The sequence below is a fragment of the Streptomyces sp. NPDC053427 genome, from assembly GCF_044544985.1.
Classification (GTDB): domain Bacteria; phylum Actinomycetota; class Actinomycetes; order Streptomycetales; family Streptomycetaceae; genus Streptomyces.
Genome location: NZ_JBITYA010000009.1, coordinates 223,287 through 241,314 on the forward strand (window position 1 = coordinate 223,287; position 18,028 = coordinate 241,314).

20 protein-coding genes are annotated in these 18,028 nt (G+C 71.1%); 12 read left to right on the forward strand and 8 right to left on the reverse strand.

Going from position 1 to position 18,028, the window contains the following annotated elements:
- Positions 1-3 precede the first annotated feature (3 nt).
- Together ACIGWZ_RS25575 and ACIGWZ_RS25580 are read left to right on the forward strand one after the other, a co-directional pair.
- Complete coding sequence (locus tag ACIGWZ_RS25575; RefSeq protein WP_400068425.1) at positions 4-498, forward strand: HD domain-containing protein; 495 nt, start codon at positions 4-6, stop codon at positions 496-498.
- A gap of 34 nt (positions 499-532) precedes the next feature.
- Positions 533-1,378: an ABC transporter ATP-binding protein gene (locus tag ACIGWZ_RS25580; protein ID WP_400068428.1), complete on the forward strand. Its 846-nt coding sequence runs from the start codon at positions 533-535 to the stop codon at positions 1,376-1,378.
- Here ACIGWZ_RS25580 and ACIGWZ_RS25585 read toward each other — a convergent pair.
- Positions 1,375-2,271 (reverse strand): ADP-ribosylglycohydrolase family protein, encoded by an 897-nt coding sequence (locus ACIGWZ_RS25585; protein WP_400068430.1) that lies wholly within the window; start codon positions 2,269-2,271, stop codon positions 1,375-1,377. The two genes, ACIGWZ_RS25580 and ACIGWZ_RS25585, sit on opposite strands and share 4 nt — an antisense overlap.
- 219 nt (positions 2,272-2,490) lie before the next feature.
- Between ACIGWZ_RS25585 and ACIGWZ_RS25590 the strand changes: the two genes are divergently transcribed.
- The 3 genes from ACIGWZ_RS25590 to ACIGWZ_RS25600 are packed head-to-tail and all read left to right on the forward strand — an operon-like array spanning position 2,491 to position 4,428.
- A complete protein-coding gene (locus ACIGWZ_RS25590) occupies positions 2,491-2,883 on the forward strand; it encodes a hypothetical protein (protein WP_400068432.1) in 393 nt (130 codons plus the stop codon).
- A gap of 60 nt (positions 2,884-2,943) precedes the next feature.
- Positions 2,944-4,071, forward strand: coding sequence for a hypothetical protein (locus ACIGWZ_RS25595; protein WP_400068433.1), 1,128 nt, complete (start codon positions 2,944-2,946; stop codon positions 4,069-4,071).
- A gap of 33 nt (positions 4,072-4,104) precedes the next feature.
- Positions 4,105-4,428, forward strand: coding sequence for a hypothetical protein (locus tag ACIGWZ_RS25600; RefSeq protein ID WP_400068435.1), 324 nt, complete (start codon positions 4,105-4,107; stop codon positions 4,426-4,428).
- Between the two features lie 58 nt (positions 4,429-4,486).
- On the opposite strand, the gene ACIGWZ_RS25605 is transcribed toward ACIGWZ_RS25600, so the two are convergent.
- Positions 4,487-5,596 carry a ferritin-like domain-containing protein gene (locus tag ACIGWZ_RS25605; protein ID WP_400068437.1) on the reverse strand — a complete coding sequence of 370 codons (1,110 nt, stop codon included), beginning with the start codon at positions 5,594-5,596 and terminating at the stop codon, positions 4,487-4,489.
- Between the two features lie 271 nt (positions 5,597-5,867).
- Here ACIGWZ_RS25605 and ACIGWZ_RS25610 point away from each other — a divergent pair, with 271 nt between their 5' ends.
- The 4 genes from ACIGWZ_RS25610 (at position 5,868) to ACIGWZ_RS25625 (ending at position 9,085) form a co-directional block, all read left to right on the forward strand.
- Entirely contained in the window at positions 5,868-6,815 is a 948-nt protein-coding gene (locus ACIGWZ_RS25610) for a diiron oxygenase (RefSeq protein ID WP_400068439.1), read from the forward strand.
- A gap of 65 nt (positions 6,816-6,880) precedes the next feature.
- Complete coding sequence (locus ACIGWZ_RS25615) at positions 6,881-7,621, forward strand: TetR/AcrR family transcriptional regulator (RefSeq protein ID WP_400068441.1); 741 nt, start codon at positions 6,881-6,883, stop codon at positions 7,619-7,621.
- 54 nt (positions 7,622-7,675) lie between these two features.
- Entirely contained in the window at positions 7,676-7,954 is a 279-nt protein-coding gene (locus ACIGWZ_RS25620; protein ID WP_400068443.1) for a hypothetical protein, read from the forward strand.
- Positions 7,955-8,071: 117 nt separating this feature from the next.
- Complete coding sequence (locus ACIGWZ_RS25625) at positions 8,072-9,085, forward strand: coiled-coil domain-containing protein (protein WP_400068445.1); 1,014 nt, start codon at positions 8,072-8,074, stop codon at positions 9,083-9,085.
- 87 nt (positions 9,086-9,172) lie between these two features.
- Here ACIGWZ_RS25625 and ACIGWZ_RS25630 read toward each other — a convergent pair whose 3' ends face one another.
- From ACIGWZ_RS25630 to ACIGWZ_RS25650, 5 genes are all read right to left on the reverse strand, one after another.
- The gene (locus ACIGWZ_RS25630) at positions 9,173-10,426 is read right to left on the reverse strand and encodes a styrene monooxygenase/indole monooxygenase family protein (RefSeq protein ID WP_400068447.1); all 1,254 of its coding nucleotides are present in this window, start codon (positions 10,424-10,426) and stop codon (positions 9,173-9,175) included.
- A gap of 59 nt (positions 10,427-10,485) precedes the next feature.
- Complete coding sequence (locus tag ACIGWZ_RS25635) at positions 10,486-11,142, reverse strand: GTP-binding protein (RefSeq protein ID WP_400068449.1); 657 nt, start codon at positions 11,140-11,142, stop codon at positions 10,486-10,488.
- On the reverse strand, positions 11,123-11,524 hold the full coding sequence (locus ACIGWZ_RS25640; RefSeq protein WP_400068451.1) for a DUF742 domain-containing protein: 402 nt from the start codon (positions 11,522-11,524) through the stop codon (positions 11,123-11,125). Before ACIGWZ_RS25640 ends, ACIGWZ_RS25635 begins: the two co-directional genes overlap by 20 nt.
- Positions 11,525-11,597: 73 nt before the next feature.
- A complete protein-coding gene (locus ACIGWZ_RS25645) occupies positions 11,598-12,104 on the reverse strand; it encodes a roadblock/LC7 domain-containing protein (protein WP_400068453.1) in 507 nt (168 codons plus the stop codon).
- Positions 12,101-14,968, reverse strand: a complete 2,868-nt coding sequence (locus ACIGWZ_RS25650) for a nitrate- and nitrite sensing domain-containing protein (RefSeq protein ID WP_400068455.1) — start codon at positions 14,966-14,968, stop codon at positions 12,101-12,103. Before ACIGWZ_RS25650 ends, ACIGWZ_RS25645 begins: the two co-directional genes overlap by 4 nt.
- Before the next feature lie 73 nt (positions 14,969-15,041).
- On the opposite strand from ACIGWZ_RS25650, the gene ACIGWZ_RS25655 reads away from it, so the two are divergent.
- Both ACIGWZ_RS25655 and ACIGWZ_RS25660 read left to right on the forward strand, forming a co-directional pair.
- A complete protein-coding gene (locus tag ACIGWZ_RS25655; protein WP_400068457.1) occupies positions 15,042-15,191 on the forward strand; it encodes a hypothetical protein in 150 nt (49 codons plus the stop codon).
- Between the two features lie 242 nt (positions 15,192-15,433).
- Entirely contained in the window at positions 15,434-16,279 is an 846-nt protein-coding gene (locus ACIGWZ_RS25660; protein ID WP_400068459.1) for a hypothetical protein, read from the forward strand.
- Positions 16,280-16,306: 27 nt separating this feature from the next.
- Here the strand turns inward: ACIGWZ_RS25660 and ACIGWZ_RS25665 are convergent, their stop codons facing one another.
- On the reverse strand, positions 16,307-16,798 hold the full coding sequence (locus tag ACIGWZ_RS25665) for a MarR family winged helix-turn-helix transcriptional regulator (protein WP_400068461.1): 492 nt from the start codon (positions 16,796-16,798) through the stop codon (positions 16,307-16,309).
- A 312-nt stretch (positions 16,799-17,110) separates the two neighbouring features.
- Here ACIGWZ_RS25665 and ACIGWZ_RS25670 point away from each other — a divergent pair, with 312 nt between their 5' ends.
- Positions 17,111-17,989: a lysozyme gene (locus ACIGWZ_RS25670; protein WP_400068462.1), complete on the forward strand. Its 879-nt coding sequence runs from the start codon at positions 17,111-17,113 to the stop codon at positions 17,987-17,989.
- The last annotated feature ends 39 nt before the right edge of the window (positions 17,990-18,028 follow it).

Consider the following 18,028-nt stretch of genomic DNA (forward strand, 5'->3'; position numbering starts at 1 on the left):
CCCATGGCCGATACGACACCGCCCCCGCCGCTGACCCTCACCGAGGTCGAGGAGCTGGCCCGGCGGGCACATGCGGGACAGACCGACAAGGCGGGCCGTCCGTACGCCGAGCATCTGGCCGCAGTCGCGGCGGGGGTACGGGAGCGGGGCGGCAGCGAAGAGCAGATCGCGGCGGCCTGGCTGCACGACGCCGTCGAGGACGCCGCGCTGAGCCGGGAGTGGCTGGCGGGCGCGGCGCTGAGCGAGGCGACCAAGGCGATGGTCCTGGCCGTCACCAAGCGGCCGGGCGAGCCGGTAGAGAAGTACACCGCCCGCATTCTGGCCACGCCCGGCGCGCTGCTGGTCAAGGAGTCCGACCTCGCGCACAACGCGGACCCGGCCCGGCTGGCCGTGCTGGACGCGCCGACGCGGGAGCGGCTGACCGCCAAGTACGCAGCGGTACGGGGCCTGTTGGGGCTGGCCGGGAGCCGGCCGGCGGTCCAGGCATCGGACATCTGAGCAGAAAGATGCCCTGCGCAGCTACTCTGCCGCGATGACTCTCCCGCAGCCTTCGCACCCGTCTTCGGGCCCGCCCTCGGACCCGCGGACCGCCCGCGTGATCGCCGCGCTGGACGGTGTCGGCGTCCGCCGCCACACCACCGACCAGGTCATCCTCGACGCCGTCGACTGGACCGTACGCTCCGGTGAGCACTGGGCGCTGCTCGGCGCGAACGGCGCGGGCAAGACGACCGTCCTGCGGATCATCGGGGCGCTGATGTTCCCCACCGTCGGGACCGTCGAGGTGCTCGGGCACCGGCTCGGCACGGTGGACGTACGCGAGCTGCGCGCCGTCATCGGCCTGGTCTCCGGCGCGCAGAAGGTTCCGCAGGACGCCACCGGGCACACCGTCGTGCTCACCGGCGCCACCGGCACCGTGCAGCCGTTGTGGCGCAAGTACGACGCGGCCACCCGTGAGCGCGCCCATGAACTGCTCGCCGAGCTGGACTGCAAGGAGCTCGCCGACCGTCCGTACGGAGTGTGTTCGGGCGGCCAGCGGGCCCGGATCCTGATCGCCCGCGCGCTGATGGCGGATCCCTCGCTGCTGCTGCTCGACGAGCCGTTCAACGCGCTCGACCTGCCCTCCCGCGAGGATCTGATCGATGCGCTGCACCGGCTCGCCCTGGGGCGGCCGGAGTTGGCGACCGTGACGGTGACGCACCACCTGGAGGAGCTCTCCCCGGCGATCGGCCACGCCCTGCTGCTGCGCGACGGGCGGGTGCAGGCGCGCGGCCCGGTGGCCGAGGTGCTGACCGGGGAGCGGATGACGGCGTGCTTCGGCCGGCCGATCGAGGTGTCCCGGCACGAGGGGCGCTGGATGGCGCGGTCGGGCAGGCGCTAACTGCCCGTGGGCGGCAGCGGTTCGCGGCGGCGCGCCCACTCCTCGGGCAGCGCGCCCGTTCCCGTCCGGGCCGCCACCACCCCGCCCGCGATGGCGCAGGTGGTGTCCACGTCGCCGAGGCCGGCGGCGGTCGCCCACAGTGCGGCCGTCAGGTCCTCGGGGTGGCGGGCGGCGCACCACAGGGCGTACGGGACGGTGTCGTCGGCGCGGACCCGGCGGCCGCTGCCGAGGATCTCGGCGGCCTGTTCGGGGGCGGTTTCCGGGGGCAGCCCAGCGGCCCGCAGCAGGCCCTCGCGCACCGGGCCGTCGGGGGTGCGGGCGGCGACCGCGGTGAGTTCCGGCACCTCGCCGCGGGCCGAGAGGGCCGCCGCCACGGCCACCGCCACCGCGCCCGCGATGCCCTGGGGATGGGCGTGGGTGACGGCGGCGGAGCGGGCGGCCTGTTCGGCGGCGCGGTCGAGGTCGCCGTGGAACCAGGCGCCGAGCGGGGCGACCCTCATCGCCGCGCCGTTGCCGAGGCTGCCCTCGCCGCCGAAGAGGGCGGTCGCCAGCGACTCCCACTCGCCGGGGGCGGCGGCGACGCGGGGCAGCAGGGCGTGCATGCCGGGGCCGTAGCCGCGGCCCGGGTCGTCCTTGTAGCGGGCCGCGAACCGCTCGGCAAGCGCCGGCGACCGGACCTCGCCGTGTGCCTCCAGGACCGCGAGCAGGCTCAGCGCCATGGCGGTGTCGTCCGTCCAGTGCCAGTGCGCATCGGGCGGCGTACGACGCTCCGCGATCAGCTGCCGGGCCTCGGCCTCCGGCCGGAACAGCCCGAAGAACCGCTCCCCGAAGGCGTCACCGAACGCCAACCCCGCCATGCTCGCGCGCGCCGCGGCCCGTCGTCGTGCATCCATGACGGGGATCCTGCCATGCGGGCCGTCGGCGCCGGAACGGATTTCCCACCGGAGCCGAGCGGCATTTGCGCACGCCCCGCCGAGCGGTTCATCAATCAACCTTTACGCTGCATTTACTCCTCGACAATCCCCATTTACATGGCAATCTTCACGGACGCTGGCCGCATACCGTCTCTTTGCTGTACCGTTACCAAAACTTTCATGCACCAAGGGGGAATCATGTCCAGCGAACCGCAGAAACAGGTTGACGAGTCGGAATTCATGGAAATCGCCAAAGATCCGGCAGAGGCGCGGGTCCTGCGTAAATCCCTGGAGTTGATTGCCGGCGGCGGGGCGGGAGACACCCTCAAGGAAATGGCCCAGGAGGTCCTCAGCGGCCGGATCGGGCTGCGTCAAGCCACGCAGGCCAGTGGTTACAGCGACGCCCTGCTGGAGAAGGGGCAGTGGGAGGAATGGAACGAGATGTCCGACTCCGAACGCCATGCCCGTGCCATCGAAGGCGAAAAGGCACTCGACGCCGAGCGCCGCGAAATGGCGGAAGAGCGTGCGACGCAGGGCCGGAGCTCATCCGCTCAGGGCCGGCACAGCGGTAAAGGCTGGTCGGCGTTCTAGGGCGCGGCCACCGACGCAACGCCACCATTCATCCGCAGGTCCGAGGGGGACAGGAACATCGTGAGTTTCGCCGTAGAGCCAGCCGATCTGGACGGCTATGCCAAGCTGCTTTTCCGTGCGAGCGAGGACGCCGGTGCGGGTATCGACTACATGCAGAAGAACTGCAAACTCGAGGCTGCAGCCGGGGACATTTGGCAGTTGATCTTCACGCCGCACAGCGAGCATATGCACGATGCGAAGAAGTGCCTTGAAGCGTTTCAGCGCGTCCTCGACGCCTCTTCGGACGAGCTGAAAAAATCGGCCAAATACTACCTGTCGACCGATGAGGAGCAGGCCCGTAAGGTCGATGCCACCTATCCGCAGAGCAAACCTCATCGAAGCGGGGACGCCAAGGCGGCGAAAGGGCCTTCGTCGAGCTTCGCGGACAAGGCGGACGCCAGCTCCCGACTGAAGGCTCCGGGCGGCGAGGACAGCTATGTGGCCGACTGGCTGGCAGAGGCCGGGCAGCACCCCGGGGAAAAGATCGCCGGGACGCTGCTCGACCTTGCCAGCCCCTCCGCCATGGTGCTGGAATTCATCAAGATCATGACCGGGTGGGATCCGCTCGGGGACTTCCTGAGCTGGATCGCGGGAGACTGGGAATCATATCTCGAATGCGCCGAAGTCTGGGGATGTCTGGCCGATCTCTGTGGCGAGATCTCTCAGAACGTCAAGGCGGGCAATATCGAACTGGACGCGACCTGGCAAGGTAATTCCGCGGATTCCGCGTACGTCTACTTCGACGAGGCCGGTGGCAAGCTCCTGGAGCTCCAGGAAACCTTTACCTCACTCCAGGACAACTACTCCCGCATCTCCGGCGCCGTATACGCCTTCGCTGAATTCCTCAAGGGCCTGATAGTGCAGGTTCTTGATCTGGGCCTCAATGCGCTGCTCAAGAAAATTGCCGGCGATGCTGCGCTGGCCGCGGGCCCCCTCGGCGCCACGGTGGCCGCGCCCCTCTATGCGATGGTCGCCGCCGATATCCTGCGAATCACGAAAAAATGGGGGGATGCAATGCAAATGGTCGACAAGGTCATGAAGGTGGTCAGCGCCGGGGCGGGTGTGATTGAGGGCACGCTTGCCGGTACGGTCAAATCGGTCAGCGATTTTCCGGTACCGGGCAAGGGCTACGACAACCGGGCCGCATAGGGCAGGCCACTCTTCGCCACAGCAGGAGAAGACATGTCGCACCGCGAGGAAAGGCCGGACGTGACCCGAGAGATCCCCGACGACACGGAACTGCGCATTCTGGCCTCGAAGACGTGGTTGTACAAGCGCGCGATGGTCGTCATCAGCGCGCTGGTCCCATGGATATTCATCCGTGTCGCATGGAGGGACAGTCCGGGGCTGCTCTGGATCCCGGTGCTGAATCTGATCGCTACGTACGTGGGGATCTATCTGGTGATCCGGCGCTGGCGGGGTCCTGGTCGTCGCCTGTATCCGGCGGTGGCGGGTGTGGTGGCATGCTGGGCCGTCTGCATCGAGCTCCTCCGGCTCCTGAAGTGAGCCCGGGGCGCCGGGGCACACCCGCTGCCGGGCCCCGGCGCCTCGGCGTTCCCTCCGTTCAGCCCCCCGCCGCCCCCCGCGCGATCGCGTCGGCGACCTCGGCCGTACGGGCCTCCTCCTCGGCGGCGAAGCGTTCCGCGTCCAGCTTCTCGGCCAGTTCCTCGTCCTGGGCCATCAGCAGGTCGAGGTTGGAGTCGCCCATCTCGAAGACGCCCATGTCCAGGTAGGCGCGCTGGAGGCGTTCGCCCCACAGGCCGATGTCCTTCACACAGGGCACGATGCGGCTGAACAGCAGCTTCCGGAAGAGGTGCAGGAATTCGGAGCGCTCGGTGAACTCGGCGGCCTCCGCCTTCGGTATGCCGAAGTTCTCCAGCACCTCCAGGCCGCGCAGCCGGTCCCGCATCAGATAGCAGCCCTCGATGACGAAGTCCTCGCGCTCGCGCAGTTCGGCATCGGTGAGCTGCTTGTAGTAGTCGCGCAGCGCCATCCGGCCGAACGCGACATGGCGGGCCTCGTCCTGCATGACGTAGGCGAGGATCTGCTTCGGCAGCGGCTTGGTGGTGGTGTCGCGGATCATGCCGAAGGCGGCCAGCGCCAGGCCCTCGATCAGCACCTGCATGCCCAGGTAGGGCATGTCCCAGCGGGAGTCCTTGAGGGTGTCGGCGAGCAGTGCCTGAAGGTTGTCGTTGACCGGGTAGAGCATCCCGATCTTCTCCTTCAGGAAGCGGCTGTAGATCTCCGCGTGCCGGGCCTCGTCCATGGTCTGGGTGGCGGAGTAGAACTTCGCGTCCATGTCCGGGGCCGATTCCACGATCCGCGCGGCACACACCATCGCGCCCTGCTCGCCGTGCAGGAACTGGCTGAACTGCCAGGAGGTGTAGTGCTGGCGGAGATCGCCACGGTCCTTTTCCGTCATCTTGTCCCAGTACTTGGTGCCGTACAGGGACATGGACTCATCGGGGGTGCCGAGCGGGTCCTTGGGGTCGACCTCCAGGTCCCAGTCGATGCGCAGAGTGGCGTCCCACTGCTTGTCCTTGCCCTTCTGGTAGAGGGCGAGCAGCCGGTCGCGGCCGTCGTCGTACTCCCAGCTGAAGCGGGCCGCGCCGGTGGCGGGCACCGTCCACAGGGAATCGCCAGGGTCCTGTACGTAAAGATCACGGCTCGACACCGACGCCTCCTCAGCTCACCGAATTCACCGCACACGCACCACAGCACTCGTCACCGCTCTCGCCGGGGCGCCCGCGGGAACGCTCACCGAAGCGCTCACCACACGCGTGCCAAACACCCCACCGCGGGCAGTCGTTGGCAGGCTCACACGTTTCTTACCGGTGGGTCAATAAGTCGTGCGCGGGGGATTGACGAGCTTACTGACACGCAGTCTCATAAGGGGCGATCCAACGTGACCGCCGGTAATCCCCCGTGAGTGAGGTAGCCACGCAATGACGAGCGCGCCAACCGCAATGACCGTGCCGGACACCGAAGTCCTGCGGGACGCCCTCGGGCTGCTCAAGGACCGGGAGCAGGTCGCCGAGCGCCTGCTCGACTCCTCGGCCAAGCACTCCTTCGACCCCGACACCGAACTCGACTGGGACGCCCCCCTCGAGGACGGCAAGTGGTTCTGGCCGCCGGAGCTCGTCTCGCTCTACGACACCCCGATGTGGAAGAAGATGTCGCTGGAGCAGCAGCAGGACCTCTCCCGGCACGAGGCGGCCTCGCTCGCCTCGCTGGGCATCTGGTTCGAGATCATCCTGATGCAGCTGCTCGTCCGGCACATCTACGACAAGCCGGTGACCAGCGCGCACGTCCGCTACGCGCTCACCGAGATCGCCGACGAGTGCCGGCACTCCAAGATGTTCGCGCGGATGATCCAGCGGGGCGGGGCGCCCACGTACCCGGTCTCCCGCCTCAACCACAACCTCGCCCGGATCCTCAAGACCGTCTCCACCACCCCCGGTTCCTTCGCCTGCACCCTGCTCGGCGAGGAGATCCTGGACTGGATGCAGCGGCTGACGTTCCCGGACGAGCGGGTGCAGACGATCGTGCGCGGAGTGACCCGCATCCACGTCGTCGAGGAGGCCCGGCACGTCCGCTACGCCCGCGAGGAGCTGCGCCGCCAGATGGTCACCGCGCCGCGCTGGGAACGGGAGTTGACCCGGATCAGCTCCGGCGAGGCGGCCCGGGTCTTCTCCCTCGCCTTCGTCAACCCCGAGGTCTACACCAACGTCGGCCTGGACCGGCGCGCGGCCCTCGCCCAGGTCGAGGCGAGCGGCCACCGCCGCGAGGTGATGCAGTCCGGGGCCCGGCGGCTGACCGACTTCCTCGACGAGATCGGCGTACTGCGCGGTATGGGACGGCGGTTGTGGCGCAGCTCCGGGCTCCTGGCCTGAAGGGCCCGCCCGCTCCGTCCGAGCACCCGTACGACGTGACATCCGGGGCGGTTACGCTGCTGCTCATGAACGGCAGCGGCACCGCCCCAGCAGTACCCCGACCCGCCTACCGCAGGCTGAGCGTCGAGCAGCGCCGCAGTCAACTGCTCGCCGCCGCACTGGGCCTGTTCGCGCAGCGCGCGCCCGAGGACGTCTCGCTGGACGACGTGGCGACCGCCGCCGAGGTCTCGCGGCCGCTCGTCTACCGCTACTTCCCGGGCGGCAAACAGCAGTTGTACGAGGCCGCACTGCGCAGCGCGGCCGACATCCTGGAGCGCTGCTTCGCCGAGCCGGACACCGGCCCGCTCACCCAGCGGCTGGCGCGCGCCCTGGACCGCTACCTGGCCTTCGTCGACGAGCACGACGCCGGGTTCAGCGCGCTGCTCCAGGGCGGCAGCGTGGTGGAGACCTCCCGGACGACCGCGATCGTGGACGAGGTGCGGCGTGCCGCCGCCGACCAGATCCTGCGGCATCTGGGCGAGCCGGAGCCGGGCCTGCGGCTGCGGATGGCGGTCCGGATGTGGATCACCGCCGTGGAGGCCGCCTCGCTGATCTGGCTGGACGAGGACAAGCAGCCCGGCCTGGACGAGCTGCGCGACTGGCTCGTCGACCACTTCGTCGCGCTGCTGACCGCAGCTGCGGCCCGGGACGAGCAGACCGCGCGGGTGACCCGGGCGGCGCTGGCGCTGGAGACCGCCGAGGGGCCGGTCGGCGATCTGGCCCGCCGCGTCCTGCCCGTCGTCGGTGACGCCGCGCACCTGCTGTGACCTGCCGCGACGCGGCGGGAGCGGGGCAGTGGACGGGAGTGTGACACTGAAGGGGTGAGAAGCGAGAACACCCCCTTCGTCGGCGGACCGCTGGACGGCCGGGTCCTGCCGGTGCTGGTCGGCCCGACCGGCCAGCCGCCGAAGAGCTACGAGATCCCGGTGCCGAACGACGACGGACGACCCCCGACGGTCTATGTCTACCGACGGGTCCCGGGGCGGGTGGGACGGCTGGGGCTGCCGAGCGGCTGGAAGTACACCTACGACCCGGACGAGGCCCCGCGGGGCGACCGAGCGCTGCGGCGCTTGTTCCGACGGGACCGCTCCCAGCGCTGATCGGGTGGACCGGGCGCCCCACCGACGCCCATTAGTCCGGAATATACGACTGTCGTGACAGCATTCGAATCGCCCGGACCGTGCGGGCGATTCGGAGCTTGCGGCGGAGGTGGAGCGGTGTCCCGACGTGTTCTGCCCTGGGTCTGCACCCTGGGGCTCATCGGCGTGGTGGCGCTGACCCTGCCCTCGTCCGTCCTGGCCGATCCCGGACCGGACGCGGTACCCGCGGAGCTGACGCCCGGGGGGTCGAGGTCCGCGGGGTGGGAGGACACCAAACCGTCGGACACCAGGCCCCGGAGCACCCATTCCCCGGACACCCGGTCCCGGGACACCAAGCCCCCGCACGACGGCCCGACTCCCGGGACCCCGGACTCCGGGACGGCGGACACCTGGATCCCGGACACCGGCGAGGGCGAGCTGGGCCGGGTCACCGAGGGCGCCGACGGAGGCGACCCGGACGGCCCGGACGGGATGCCCGACGGTACGGCCACCGGCGGTCCCGCCGGCGGCGCCGACGAACCGTCGGACACCGGCCCCGCCGGCGCCCCCTCCCCCGCCGCCTCCGACCTCAGCCCGGTCGCCCTCCTCCGGAAGCTGCAGAGTCTCTACCGCCAGTCCGAGGAATCCACCAAGGCCTACCAGGAGACGGAGGACGACCTCCGGGCGGTGCGGCGGCAGTCCGACAGCCTCACGGCCCAGCTGACCCGGGCCCGTGCGCAGCTGGACGGCGGGCGCGCGGACGCGGGGCGGCTGGCGCGGCTGCAGTACCAGGCGTCGGGGTCGCCGGTCGCGTCGTATCTGCGGGTGCTGCTGGCGAAGGATCCCCGGCAGGCCATGGACACCCGGCACCTGATCAGGGAGGCGGCGCGGGACCAGCGCGCCGCGGTGGCCCGGTTCACCAGCAGCGAGAAGAAGGCGGACGCACTGGCGACCAAGGCCCGTGCGGCGATGGACAAGCAGCAGGCGCTCACCGACCGGGCCCGCTATCAGCGGGAGACGGCGGCGCGGAAGCTCAAGGAGGTCGAGGCGCTGCTCGCCACGCTCTCCCCCGAGCAGCTCGCGCAAGTGGGGCGGCTGAAGACTCAGGCGACCGACGGCGTGCGGCGTGACGACCTGCCGGCGGAAGCCTGATGGCAAGGAGCCCGGCCGGCGGACCGTATGGAGGAGTCCGCCGGCCGGGAGTGGCAACGAGTCGGCCGGTTCAGCCGGTGAGCCGGTTCAGCCGCTGAGCGAGGCGAGGTAGGCGTTCGCCTTGTCCGGGTCGTAGAAGAAGTTCTCGAAGTCGGACGGGTCGTCGAAGCCGTTGGCGAAGCGGTCGGCGATCGGCTGGACCTGGCCGGCCGCGCCGAGGATGTTCAGGACGTGCTCCGGCGGCGGGGCCAGCATCGTGTTGGTCCACTTGGTGACGTGCCGGGCGGTGTTCCAGTAGCGGTCGAAGGTGGCCTGCATCCAGTCGGCGTCGAACGGCTCCTCGCCGCGCTCGACGATGGCGGCGAGGTAGGAAGCGGCGCACTTGGAGGCCGAGTTGGAGCCCTGGCCGGTGATCGGGTCGTTGGCGACGACCACGTCGGCGACGCCCAGGACCAGGCCGCCGGAGGGCAGCTTGCCGATCGGGTTGCGCACGGTCGGGGCGTAGCGGCCGGCCAGCGTGCCGTTGGCGTCGGTCAGCTCGACCTCCGTGCAGCGCGCGTACTCCCACGGCAGGAACGTCTTCATCAGGTCCAGCGTGATGGCCAGGTGCTCGGCCGGGTCCTTGACGGATCCGAAGACGTCCAGCGGACCGCCGGGGATCCCCTCCCAGAAGAGGATGTCGGCGCGGCCGGAGGTGGTCAGGGTCGGCATGACGAAGAGCTCGCCGACGCCGGGCACGAGGTTGCAGCGGACCGCCTCGAAACCGGGGTGTTCGGGGCGCGGGCCCAGGCCGTGGACGTACGCGACGGCCAGCGCGCGCTGTGGGGCGTCGTACGGGGAACGGGCGGCGTCCCGGCCGAACATGGACACCAGCTCACCCTTGCCGGCCGAGACCAGCGTCAGGTCGTAGCGGCTCGCGAAGAAGTCCAGGTCGGAGACGGCGGCGCCGTGGATGACGAGCTGGCCGCCGCGCTGCGCGAAGGTCTCCATCCAGCCGGCCATCTTCACCCGCTGGTCGACGGACTGGGCGTAGCCCTCCAGCATGCCCACCCAGTCCATGGCCCGCTGGGAGCCCTCCGGCGCCTCGTGGCTGCCGGGGGCGGCGACCGAGACGCCGAGGCCCTCGATGCGCGGGGCCTGGTTCTCCCAGAAGTTGATCTGGAGGTCGCGCTCGTTCCGGAGGGCGGTGTCGAACATGCACTGCGTCGACATGACCCGGCCGGAGCGGATCTCGTCGGCGGTGCGGTTGGACATGAGGGTGACCTCGTAGCCCTGGGACTGGAGACCGAGGGCGAGCTGGAGACCGGACTGGCCGGCTCCGACGATGAGTATCTTCCGCATGGCAATGCTCTTCTCTGTTACTGCTGTTGAGGGGAGGTGTGCCGGGGCGGGCCGGCGGCCTACTCGGGCGCGGACTCCAGCGCGTGGCCGACCAGCGCCAGCAGCGACTGGACCACGGTGGTCCGCTCCCGCGCATCCATGATCACGACGGGTATGTGCTCGGGCACGGTCAGCGCCTCGCGGACGTCCTCCACGGCGTAGGACCGGGTGCCCTCGAAGTGGTTGACGGCCACGATGTACGGCAGACCGCAGCTCTCGAAGTAGTCCAGCGCCGGGAAGCTGTCCTCCAGCCGCCGGGTGTCGGCCATCACGACCGCGCCGATCGCGCCGCGCACCAGGTCGTCCCACATGAACCAGAAGCGCTGCTGTCCGGGCGTGCCGAACAGATAGAGCACCAGGTCCTGGTCGAGGGTGATCCGCCCGAAGTCCATCGCGACCGTGGTCGTGGTCTTCTCCGGGGTGGCGGTCAGATCGTCGGTGTCCTCGCTGGCCTGCGTCATCACCGCCTCGGTCTGGAGCGGGGTGATCTCCGAGACCGAGCCGACGAAGGTGGTCTTGCCGACGCCGAAGCCGCCCGCCACCACGATCTTGGTGGCGATCGGCGCCCGCGTACGGTCCGTCTGCCAGCCCTGCAGCCCCGCGTCGGCGGCCTGCCCGCCGGCCTCGCCGGCCGGTGTCGGCCCGGCCGGTGTCGTGTCAGAGGCTGTGAAGTCCACTGAGCACCCTTTCGAGCAGCGCGCGGTCGGGCCGGCCGGAGCCGTGCCCGGTGCCGTAGACGCGAATCTTTCCCTGGTCGGCGAGATCGCTGAGCAGGACGCGGACCACGCCCAGCGGCATCTTCAGCAGCGCGGAGATCTCCGCGACCGAGCGCATCCGGCGGCACAGCTCGACGATCGCCCGCATCTCGGGCATCACCCGGTCGCCCCAGCCGCCGGAGGTGAGCTCGCGGCGCTCCTCCGGGGCCTCCAGCGCGGCCACGAACGTCTCGACGAGCAGGACGTGCCCGAAGCGCGTCCGGCCGCCGGTGAGCGAGTACGGCCGTACGCGCGCGGGTTTCTTCTCTCCGCCGCGTATCGGGAGTTTGGGGGAGCCGCTCATGCCGGAACCTCGCTTCGCAAGGCCTCGCGCCCGCTCGGTACGCGCCTCTCCATGGTTCGCTCGCTACGTTCGCTCACTGGGCGTTCTCCATCGACTGACGCAGTTCGGTGCGGAGTTCGGGGGTCAGGACATGGCCGGCCCGGCCGACGAAGAGCGCCATGTGGTAGGCGATGACGCTCATGTCGCAGTCGGGGGTGGCGTGCACGCCGAGCAGCGAGCCGTCGCTGATGGCCATGACGAACAGGCTGCCCTCGTCCATCGCGACCATCGTCTGCTTGACCTCGCCGCCGTCCATCAGCTTCGCCGCGCCGCCGGTGAGGCTGCCGAGGCCGGACACGATGGTGGCCAGGTCGGCGCTGGACCCCAAGGGGCCGTCGGTCTTCTGCTGTGTCTCGTCCGCGAGGCCCGGGTCGGAGGCCAGCAGCAGCAGTCCGTCGGAGGAGACCACCGCCACCGAGCGGATGCCCGGCACCTCGTCGACCAGGTTGGTCAGCAGCCAGTGCAGATTTCTCGCCTGACTGCTCAGTCCCCGTCCGTCACCGGCGGGCGCTTGCCTACCGGTGGGCGCTTGCGCGTTCAATCGCGTGCCTCCTCGACAACGTGGCTCTCTCCCGGCGCCCCCGCTCCGTCGGTGTCCGTCTGGGGGATGTGCTGCTCCGCTGTACGTTCCGCGATCTCGGCCTCGACCTCGCGGCGGCCGTCCTGCGCCCCCTGCTGGAACCCGCCGAGCCGGCGCCGCAGCATGTCGGCGGTGGCCGCGCCGGTCCTGCGCGGTGCGGTGGGCGCCTGCTGCTGCGCCACGACCTGGGGCGTGCGCTTGGGCAGGCCGGTGGCGGTCCGCCGCTTCTGCGGGGACACCGCGGGGAGCTCCTCGGCGTCCGGTCCGGCCGCCGCCTCGCCGGGCGCGTCGGCTTCGGAGGCGTGGGCTTCGGGTGCGGCCGCCTCGGGAGCGTCGGCCTCGGGGGCTTCCGCCTCGGGAGCGTCCGCCTCTGGCTCCTCGGCCGGGGCCGGGGCGTCGTCGGGGCGCGTGTGCGTGTCCGGGCCGATGGCGTACGGGTCGTCACCGGCGGCGGGCGCGGCCGTCGCCTCCGCGGCCTCGTCCGGCGCCGCGTCGGCGGAACGGGCGTGCTCGCCGGCCGGTTCGGCCCGCGTCGCCCGCGTCGGCAGGGCGTTGGAGTTCGCCTCGGCGACCGAGCCGGGCAGGCCCGGGGTGTGCGCCAGGTCCCGCGGCACCGTCGCCGGCGGGGCACCGGCCGGCGCCGGGCGGGTGGGCAGGATCGACTTGGGCAGGACGACGACGGCGGTGACGCCGCCCTGCTTCTGGTCGCGCAGCTGGACCCGTACGCCGTGCCGGGCGGCCAGCCGCACCACGACATAGAGGCCGAGGCCCAGCGCCTCGTCGATGGTCTCGGAGGACGAGGCCGCATCGACGTCGGAGAGCCGTTCGTTGAGCTCCGCCATCCGGTCGGAGGTCATCCCTATGCCCTCGTCCTGGACGGAGAGCATGACCTCGCCGCTCTCCAGCAGCCAGCCGGACAGCTCGACATGGGCGTTGGGCGGCGAGAACGCGGTGGCGTTCTCCAGGAGTTCGGCGAGCAGATGGCTGAGGTCGTCCGCGGCGAAGCCGGCGACCTGGGAGTGCGGGGGCAGCGACTCGATGCGCACCCGCTCGTACCGCTCGATCTCGCTGATGGCGGCGCGCAGCACGTCCAGCAGCGGCACCGGGCCCGGGTGGCTGTTGCCGTGCTGTTCGGCGCCCGCCAGGACCAGGAGGTTCTCGCTGTTGCGGCGCATCCGCGCGGCGAAGTGGTCGAGCTTGAAGAGGGTCTCCAGGCGCTCCGGGTCCTGCTCGCTGCCCTCCAGCGACTCGATGACGCCGAGCTGCCGCTCCACCAGCCCCAGGGTGCGCAGCGAGAGGCTGACGAACCGCCCGTGCACGCCGGAACGCAGCGCCGCCAGCCGCTCGGTGAGGTCGGCGATCTCCTGCTTGAGCTCCGTGGCCTGGTCCTGGAGGACCTCGCGCTCGGCGACCAGCCGCTGCCGGCCGCCGATCAGCCGCTTGCGCTCGCCCGCCAGTTCCTCGTTCTTCTTCGCCAGCTCGCTGACCTGGGCGTGCAGCGCGTTGACGGACCGTACGGCGGCGGCGAATTCGTCGTCGCGGCCCTTGTAGGTGATGGGCTCCTCGTGGGCGGGGTCCTCGGCGACCCGCTTGGCGCCGATCCGCAGCGCGGCCAGCGGCTGGGTCATCGTGCGGGCGGCCCAGATGCCGGCGCCGACGGCCAGCAGCAGGCAGAGCCCTTCCAGCGCGATACGGATCTCCAGCGCCGTCACATCGTCGTCGCGCAGGGCGCTCAGGCGCTCGATGTCGGCGGTGGCCATCGCGGACTCGACGCCGCGGATCAGCCCGATGCGGGCGGTGAGCGTGGACTGCACCCGCTGACGGTTGAGCCGCAGATCGGCGGCGTCCAGCCGGGGCTGGTCGGTGAGCCGGGTCAGATAGCGCTCGGCGGTGGTGACATCGCCGCCGTTCACGGTGCGGTCGTAGCGCTCCCGGGCGCCGTCGCTCGCGGACTGCGCGAAGTCGCCCAGGGAGCCCTGTTCGCGCAGATGCGCCACCTGTGCGGCGGCGGTCAGCCGGGGCTGCGGGCCGCCCGCACCGAGGGCGGCGAGCAGCAGGCCGCGGGTGCCGGCGGCCTGGTCGGCGGCGCGGCCGAGGGCGGGCAGCGCGCGGGTGTCGGCGTCCGCGGAGTCCGCGCGGGCGGGCAGCCCGCGGGCGATGTCGTCGCTGATCGCGCCGAGCGCCTGGACGACCTCGGTGTAGCCGGCGTAGGTCTCCTCGGGCGTGCCGGGCCCGGTGAGCGCCTGGTGGCGGATCTGCTGGAGCCCGGCCAGGAGCCGTTCGGCGGCGGCGAACGCCTCGGTGTCCCCGGAGGCGCCGTCGGCCTCCTGGCGCAGCTCCTTGATCTGCCGGTCCACCCGGTCGCGCTGGGAGGCGGATTCCGGGCCCGCGGCGTCGGCACGGGCGACGGTGGCGGCGGCGCGCGGAGTTCCGGTCGCCCGGGAGGCGGCGTCGCGGGTGCCGCGCCCGGCCGCCACATACGCGGTCATCGCGTCGCGCTCGTCGGCGAGGGAGTGCGCGAGCGCCATGGCACGCGCGTTCAACTGGGCCAGGTCGACCAGCTGCTGGGAGGTCTGGGCGTTGTCGGCCGCGATGGCGACGGCGGGGGCACCGGCCCCCAGGACGGCCGCGGCCACCACCGCCACGGCCCCGACGAGCCGGTTGCGTACCCGCGCGGGACGCCGTCCCGTGGGGGTTGCACCGTCGCCCGTCGTACCGGCCGTGCCCGGACCCGAGCCCGTGCCCGGTCCCGAGACCGAACCGGCCGGTGAACCCGGCTTCCCTGCGCCGCCCCGAAGCCGCTTCATCCGCACCGCTGCTCGCATTCTTGTCTCGCCTGCGCACGCCGTGTGGCGGCGCCGACCCGGCTCGCTTTCCGCCCGCGGAAAGGAGCCTGCGGTGAAACCGCAGCAGCGCGCACTTCCGCAAAGCAAAAACAGCCCGGCTCTGCGCGTCGCAACGAACGTCCTGGCCCCGCCCCGTGATCCGGGCATCGACCATTCCACCGGCACCGCGCAGTGGCTCGGCAACACCTGCCCGGCCACCTGAAGGAGTGAACATCAATCGGAGTTTGACCATCAACTTCCCTGCCTCCGCGGTTGCGGCCGCAACGGCGGGCAATCCCGAGACAGGTTTGGAGATGCGCCCCGGTCCTGGAAGGATGCGCGCCCGCACTCGCCCCGGCCCCGCGGTCCATACCTTCTGTACGGCGCTGACCTGCCCGTACGTCATCGCCCCCGGTACCGCCCGGTCGACGCGCCGCATTCGCCGCCTCCGGCAGACTTTTCCGTATGCGCATCGAACTCGCCACGGAGCCCGGCGATCCCCAACGCCCAAACGAGGACTACGCATCGGTCGCCCTCCCCGCCGGTGGCCAGGGCGGAGTCCTGGTTCTGCTGGACGGGGTGACGCCGCCGGAGGGGGACTGCGGCTGCGTCCATTCGGTGCCGTGGTTCACCGCGCGGCTCGGCGGCGCAATGCTCGAACTGTCTGCTTCACACCGGGATATGACGCTCGCTGAGGCCCTCGCCTCGGCCATCTCCCGGACGGCCGACGCCCACCGGGCCTCGTGTGACCTTTCTCACGTCCGCACTCCGCAGGCAACTGTCGTCGCCGCGCGGTGGTCCGAACGGAGCGTCGAGCACCTGGTGCTGTCCGATTCCGTCCTCCTTCTGGAGCACCCGGACGGATCGGTACATCCGGTGCTGGACCCCCGGCTGGACGCACTGCCCCCGGCCGTCCGCGCCCGGCGCGAGGCCGTACGGGCGCTGCCCCGCGGCTCGGCCGAACGCGCCGCCGCGGGGCGGGAGTACGGCCGGGCGGTCGAGGCGCTGCGCAATGCCGAGGGCGGCTTCTTCACCGCGGCCGCGGATCCGGCGGTGGCGGAGCGGGCCGTGACGGGCAGCACCCCGCGCTCCGAGGTCCGCTCGCTGACCGCGCTGAGCGACGGCGCGGGCCGCTGGGTCGAGGTCTTCCGCGAGGGCTCCTGGGCCCGGTGTGCGGCGCTGGTCGCCGAACAGGGGCCACAGGCGCTGATCGACCGGGTCCGGGCGGCGGAGGCGGCGGATCCGGAGGCCAGGTCGTACCCGCGGGGGAAGCCGCGGGACGACGCCTCGGTGATTTTTGTGGCGCCGTGACAAAAAAGCGGTTCCGGCGGATCCCCGTCAGCCCTCGTCCCCTTCCTGTCCCGCGTTGAGGCGGTGCAGGAGGCGGGCCAGCTCGGCGACCTCGGCGGAATCCCAGGACGCGAGGCGGCGGGCGTAGCGGGCGCGGCGGGCGGTGCGGACGCGGGTGAAGCGCTCGCGGCCCTCGTCGGTGATGCGTACCAGGACCGCCCGGCCGTCGGCGGGGTCCGGTTCGCGGGCGATGAGTCCGAGCTTTTCCAGGGCGTGCAGCTGGCGGCTCATGGTGGCCTTGCCGACGCCGAAGAAGGCGGCGAGTTCGGTGGCGCGCTGGTCGCCGGCGTCGGCGAGCCGGACGAGCAGCCCATAGGCGGCCGGCTCCAGGTCGGGGTGGACCTCGCGCGCCAGTTCCCCGGACGAGGCACGGGCCCGGCGGAGAAAGACCGCCAATTCGCGTTCCAGGGAGAGGAATACGTGGTCCACACCAGTTTGTTCGCCGTCCGCCGTCGTTCCGTCGGCTCCGGTGTTGTGCACGTCAGCGCCCTTTCCCGCTTTCCCTGCCCTGAAAGTTTCTTTCGGCGGCGGCCGAAGCCGCAGCTCGGCCAGTATTTCGCAGGATTAGACCAACGGCAGCCCCGTCCCCCTCTTTTGTCACGCTGGTCTACGCGCGTATCGTCCTTTGTGGCATGGCCACACCAAGTGGGTACGCAGTAGGTGACGAGTGTCATGCCGACCGATCCCGCTCTTCGCAGCACCCCTCAGGTCACCGGACCTTCACCCCTCAGGTCACCGGACCTTCCCCCCTCAGGTCACTCACCTAGATCCTCGAGATCTACGGAGGCACGTATGTCCGTGCTCAGATCCGGTTCCCCCCATCGCTCCCACTTCCCCCACCGCACCGTCCATCCCCTGGCGACCGTGGCCGGGACCCTGATGGCGGTCCTCTCCCTCCTGCTCGGCACGTCCGCCACCGCGGGCGCCGCGGCGCCCGAGCGCGCGGCCGAACCCACCCACCCCGGCCAGGACTGGGCCGGCTCCCAGATCGCCGAGCACGAGGGGACGGCGGCCGGTATCGCACCGTCGCCGTCCTCGTCGGCGGCGTCCGTCGAGGGCGTGGACGTCAGCAGTCACAACGGCAATGTCGCCTGGTCGACGCTCTGGAACAGCGGGTCGCGGTTCGCGTATGTCAAGGCGACCGAGTCCACCAGCTACACCAACCCGTACTTCGCGCAGCAGTACAACGGCTCCTACACCGCCGGGATGATCCGTGGCGCGTACCACTTCGCCACACCCAACACCTCCAGCGGCGCCGCCCAGGCCAACTACTTCGTCGACCACGGCGGCGGCTGGTCCAAGGACGGCAAGACCCTGCCCGGGGCGCTCGACATGGAGTACAACCCCTACGGCTCGACCTGTTACGGGCTGAGCGCGGCCGGGCTGGTGAACTGGATGAAGGACTGGTTCGCCACCTACAAGGCACGCACCGGCCGGGACGCCGTCATCTACACCTCCACCAGCTGGTGGAAGCAGTGCACCGGCAACTCCACGGCCTTCGGCAGCATCAACCCGCTGTGGGTCCCGCGCTACGGCTCCTCGGTCGGCGAACTCCCGGCCGGCTGGGGCTTCCACACCATCTGGCAGTACACCTCCAGCGGTGCAACGGTCGGCGACCACAACCGCTTCAACGGCTCGATGGACCGCCTCCAGGCCCTGGCCAACGGCTGACAGCGGACCGGTCGCCCGCGGGAAGCGGGCGACCGGCCC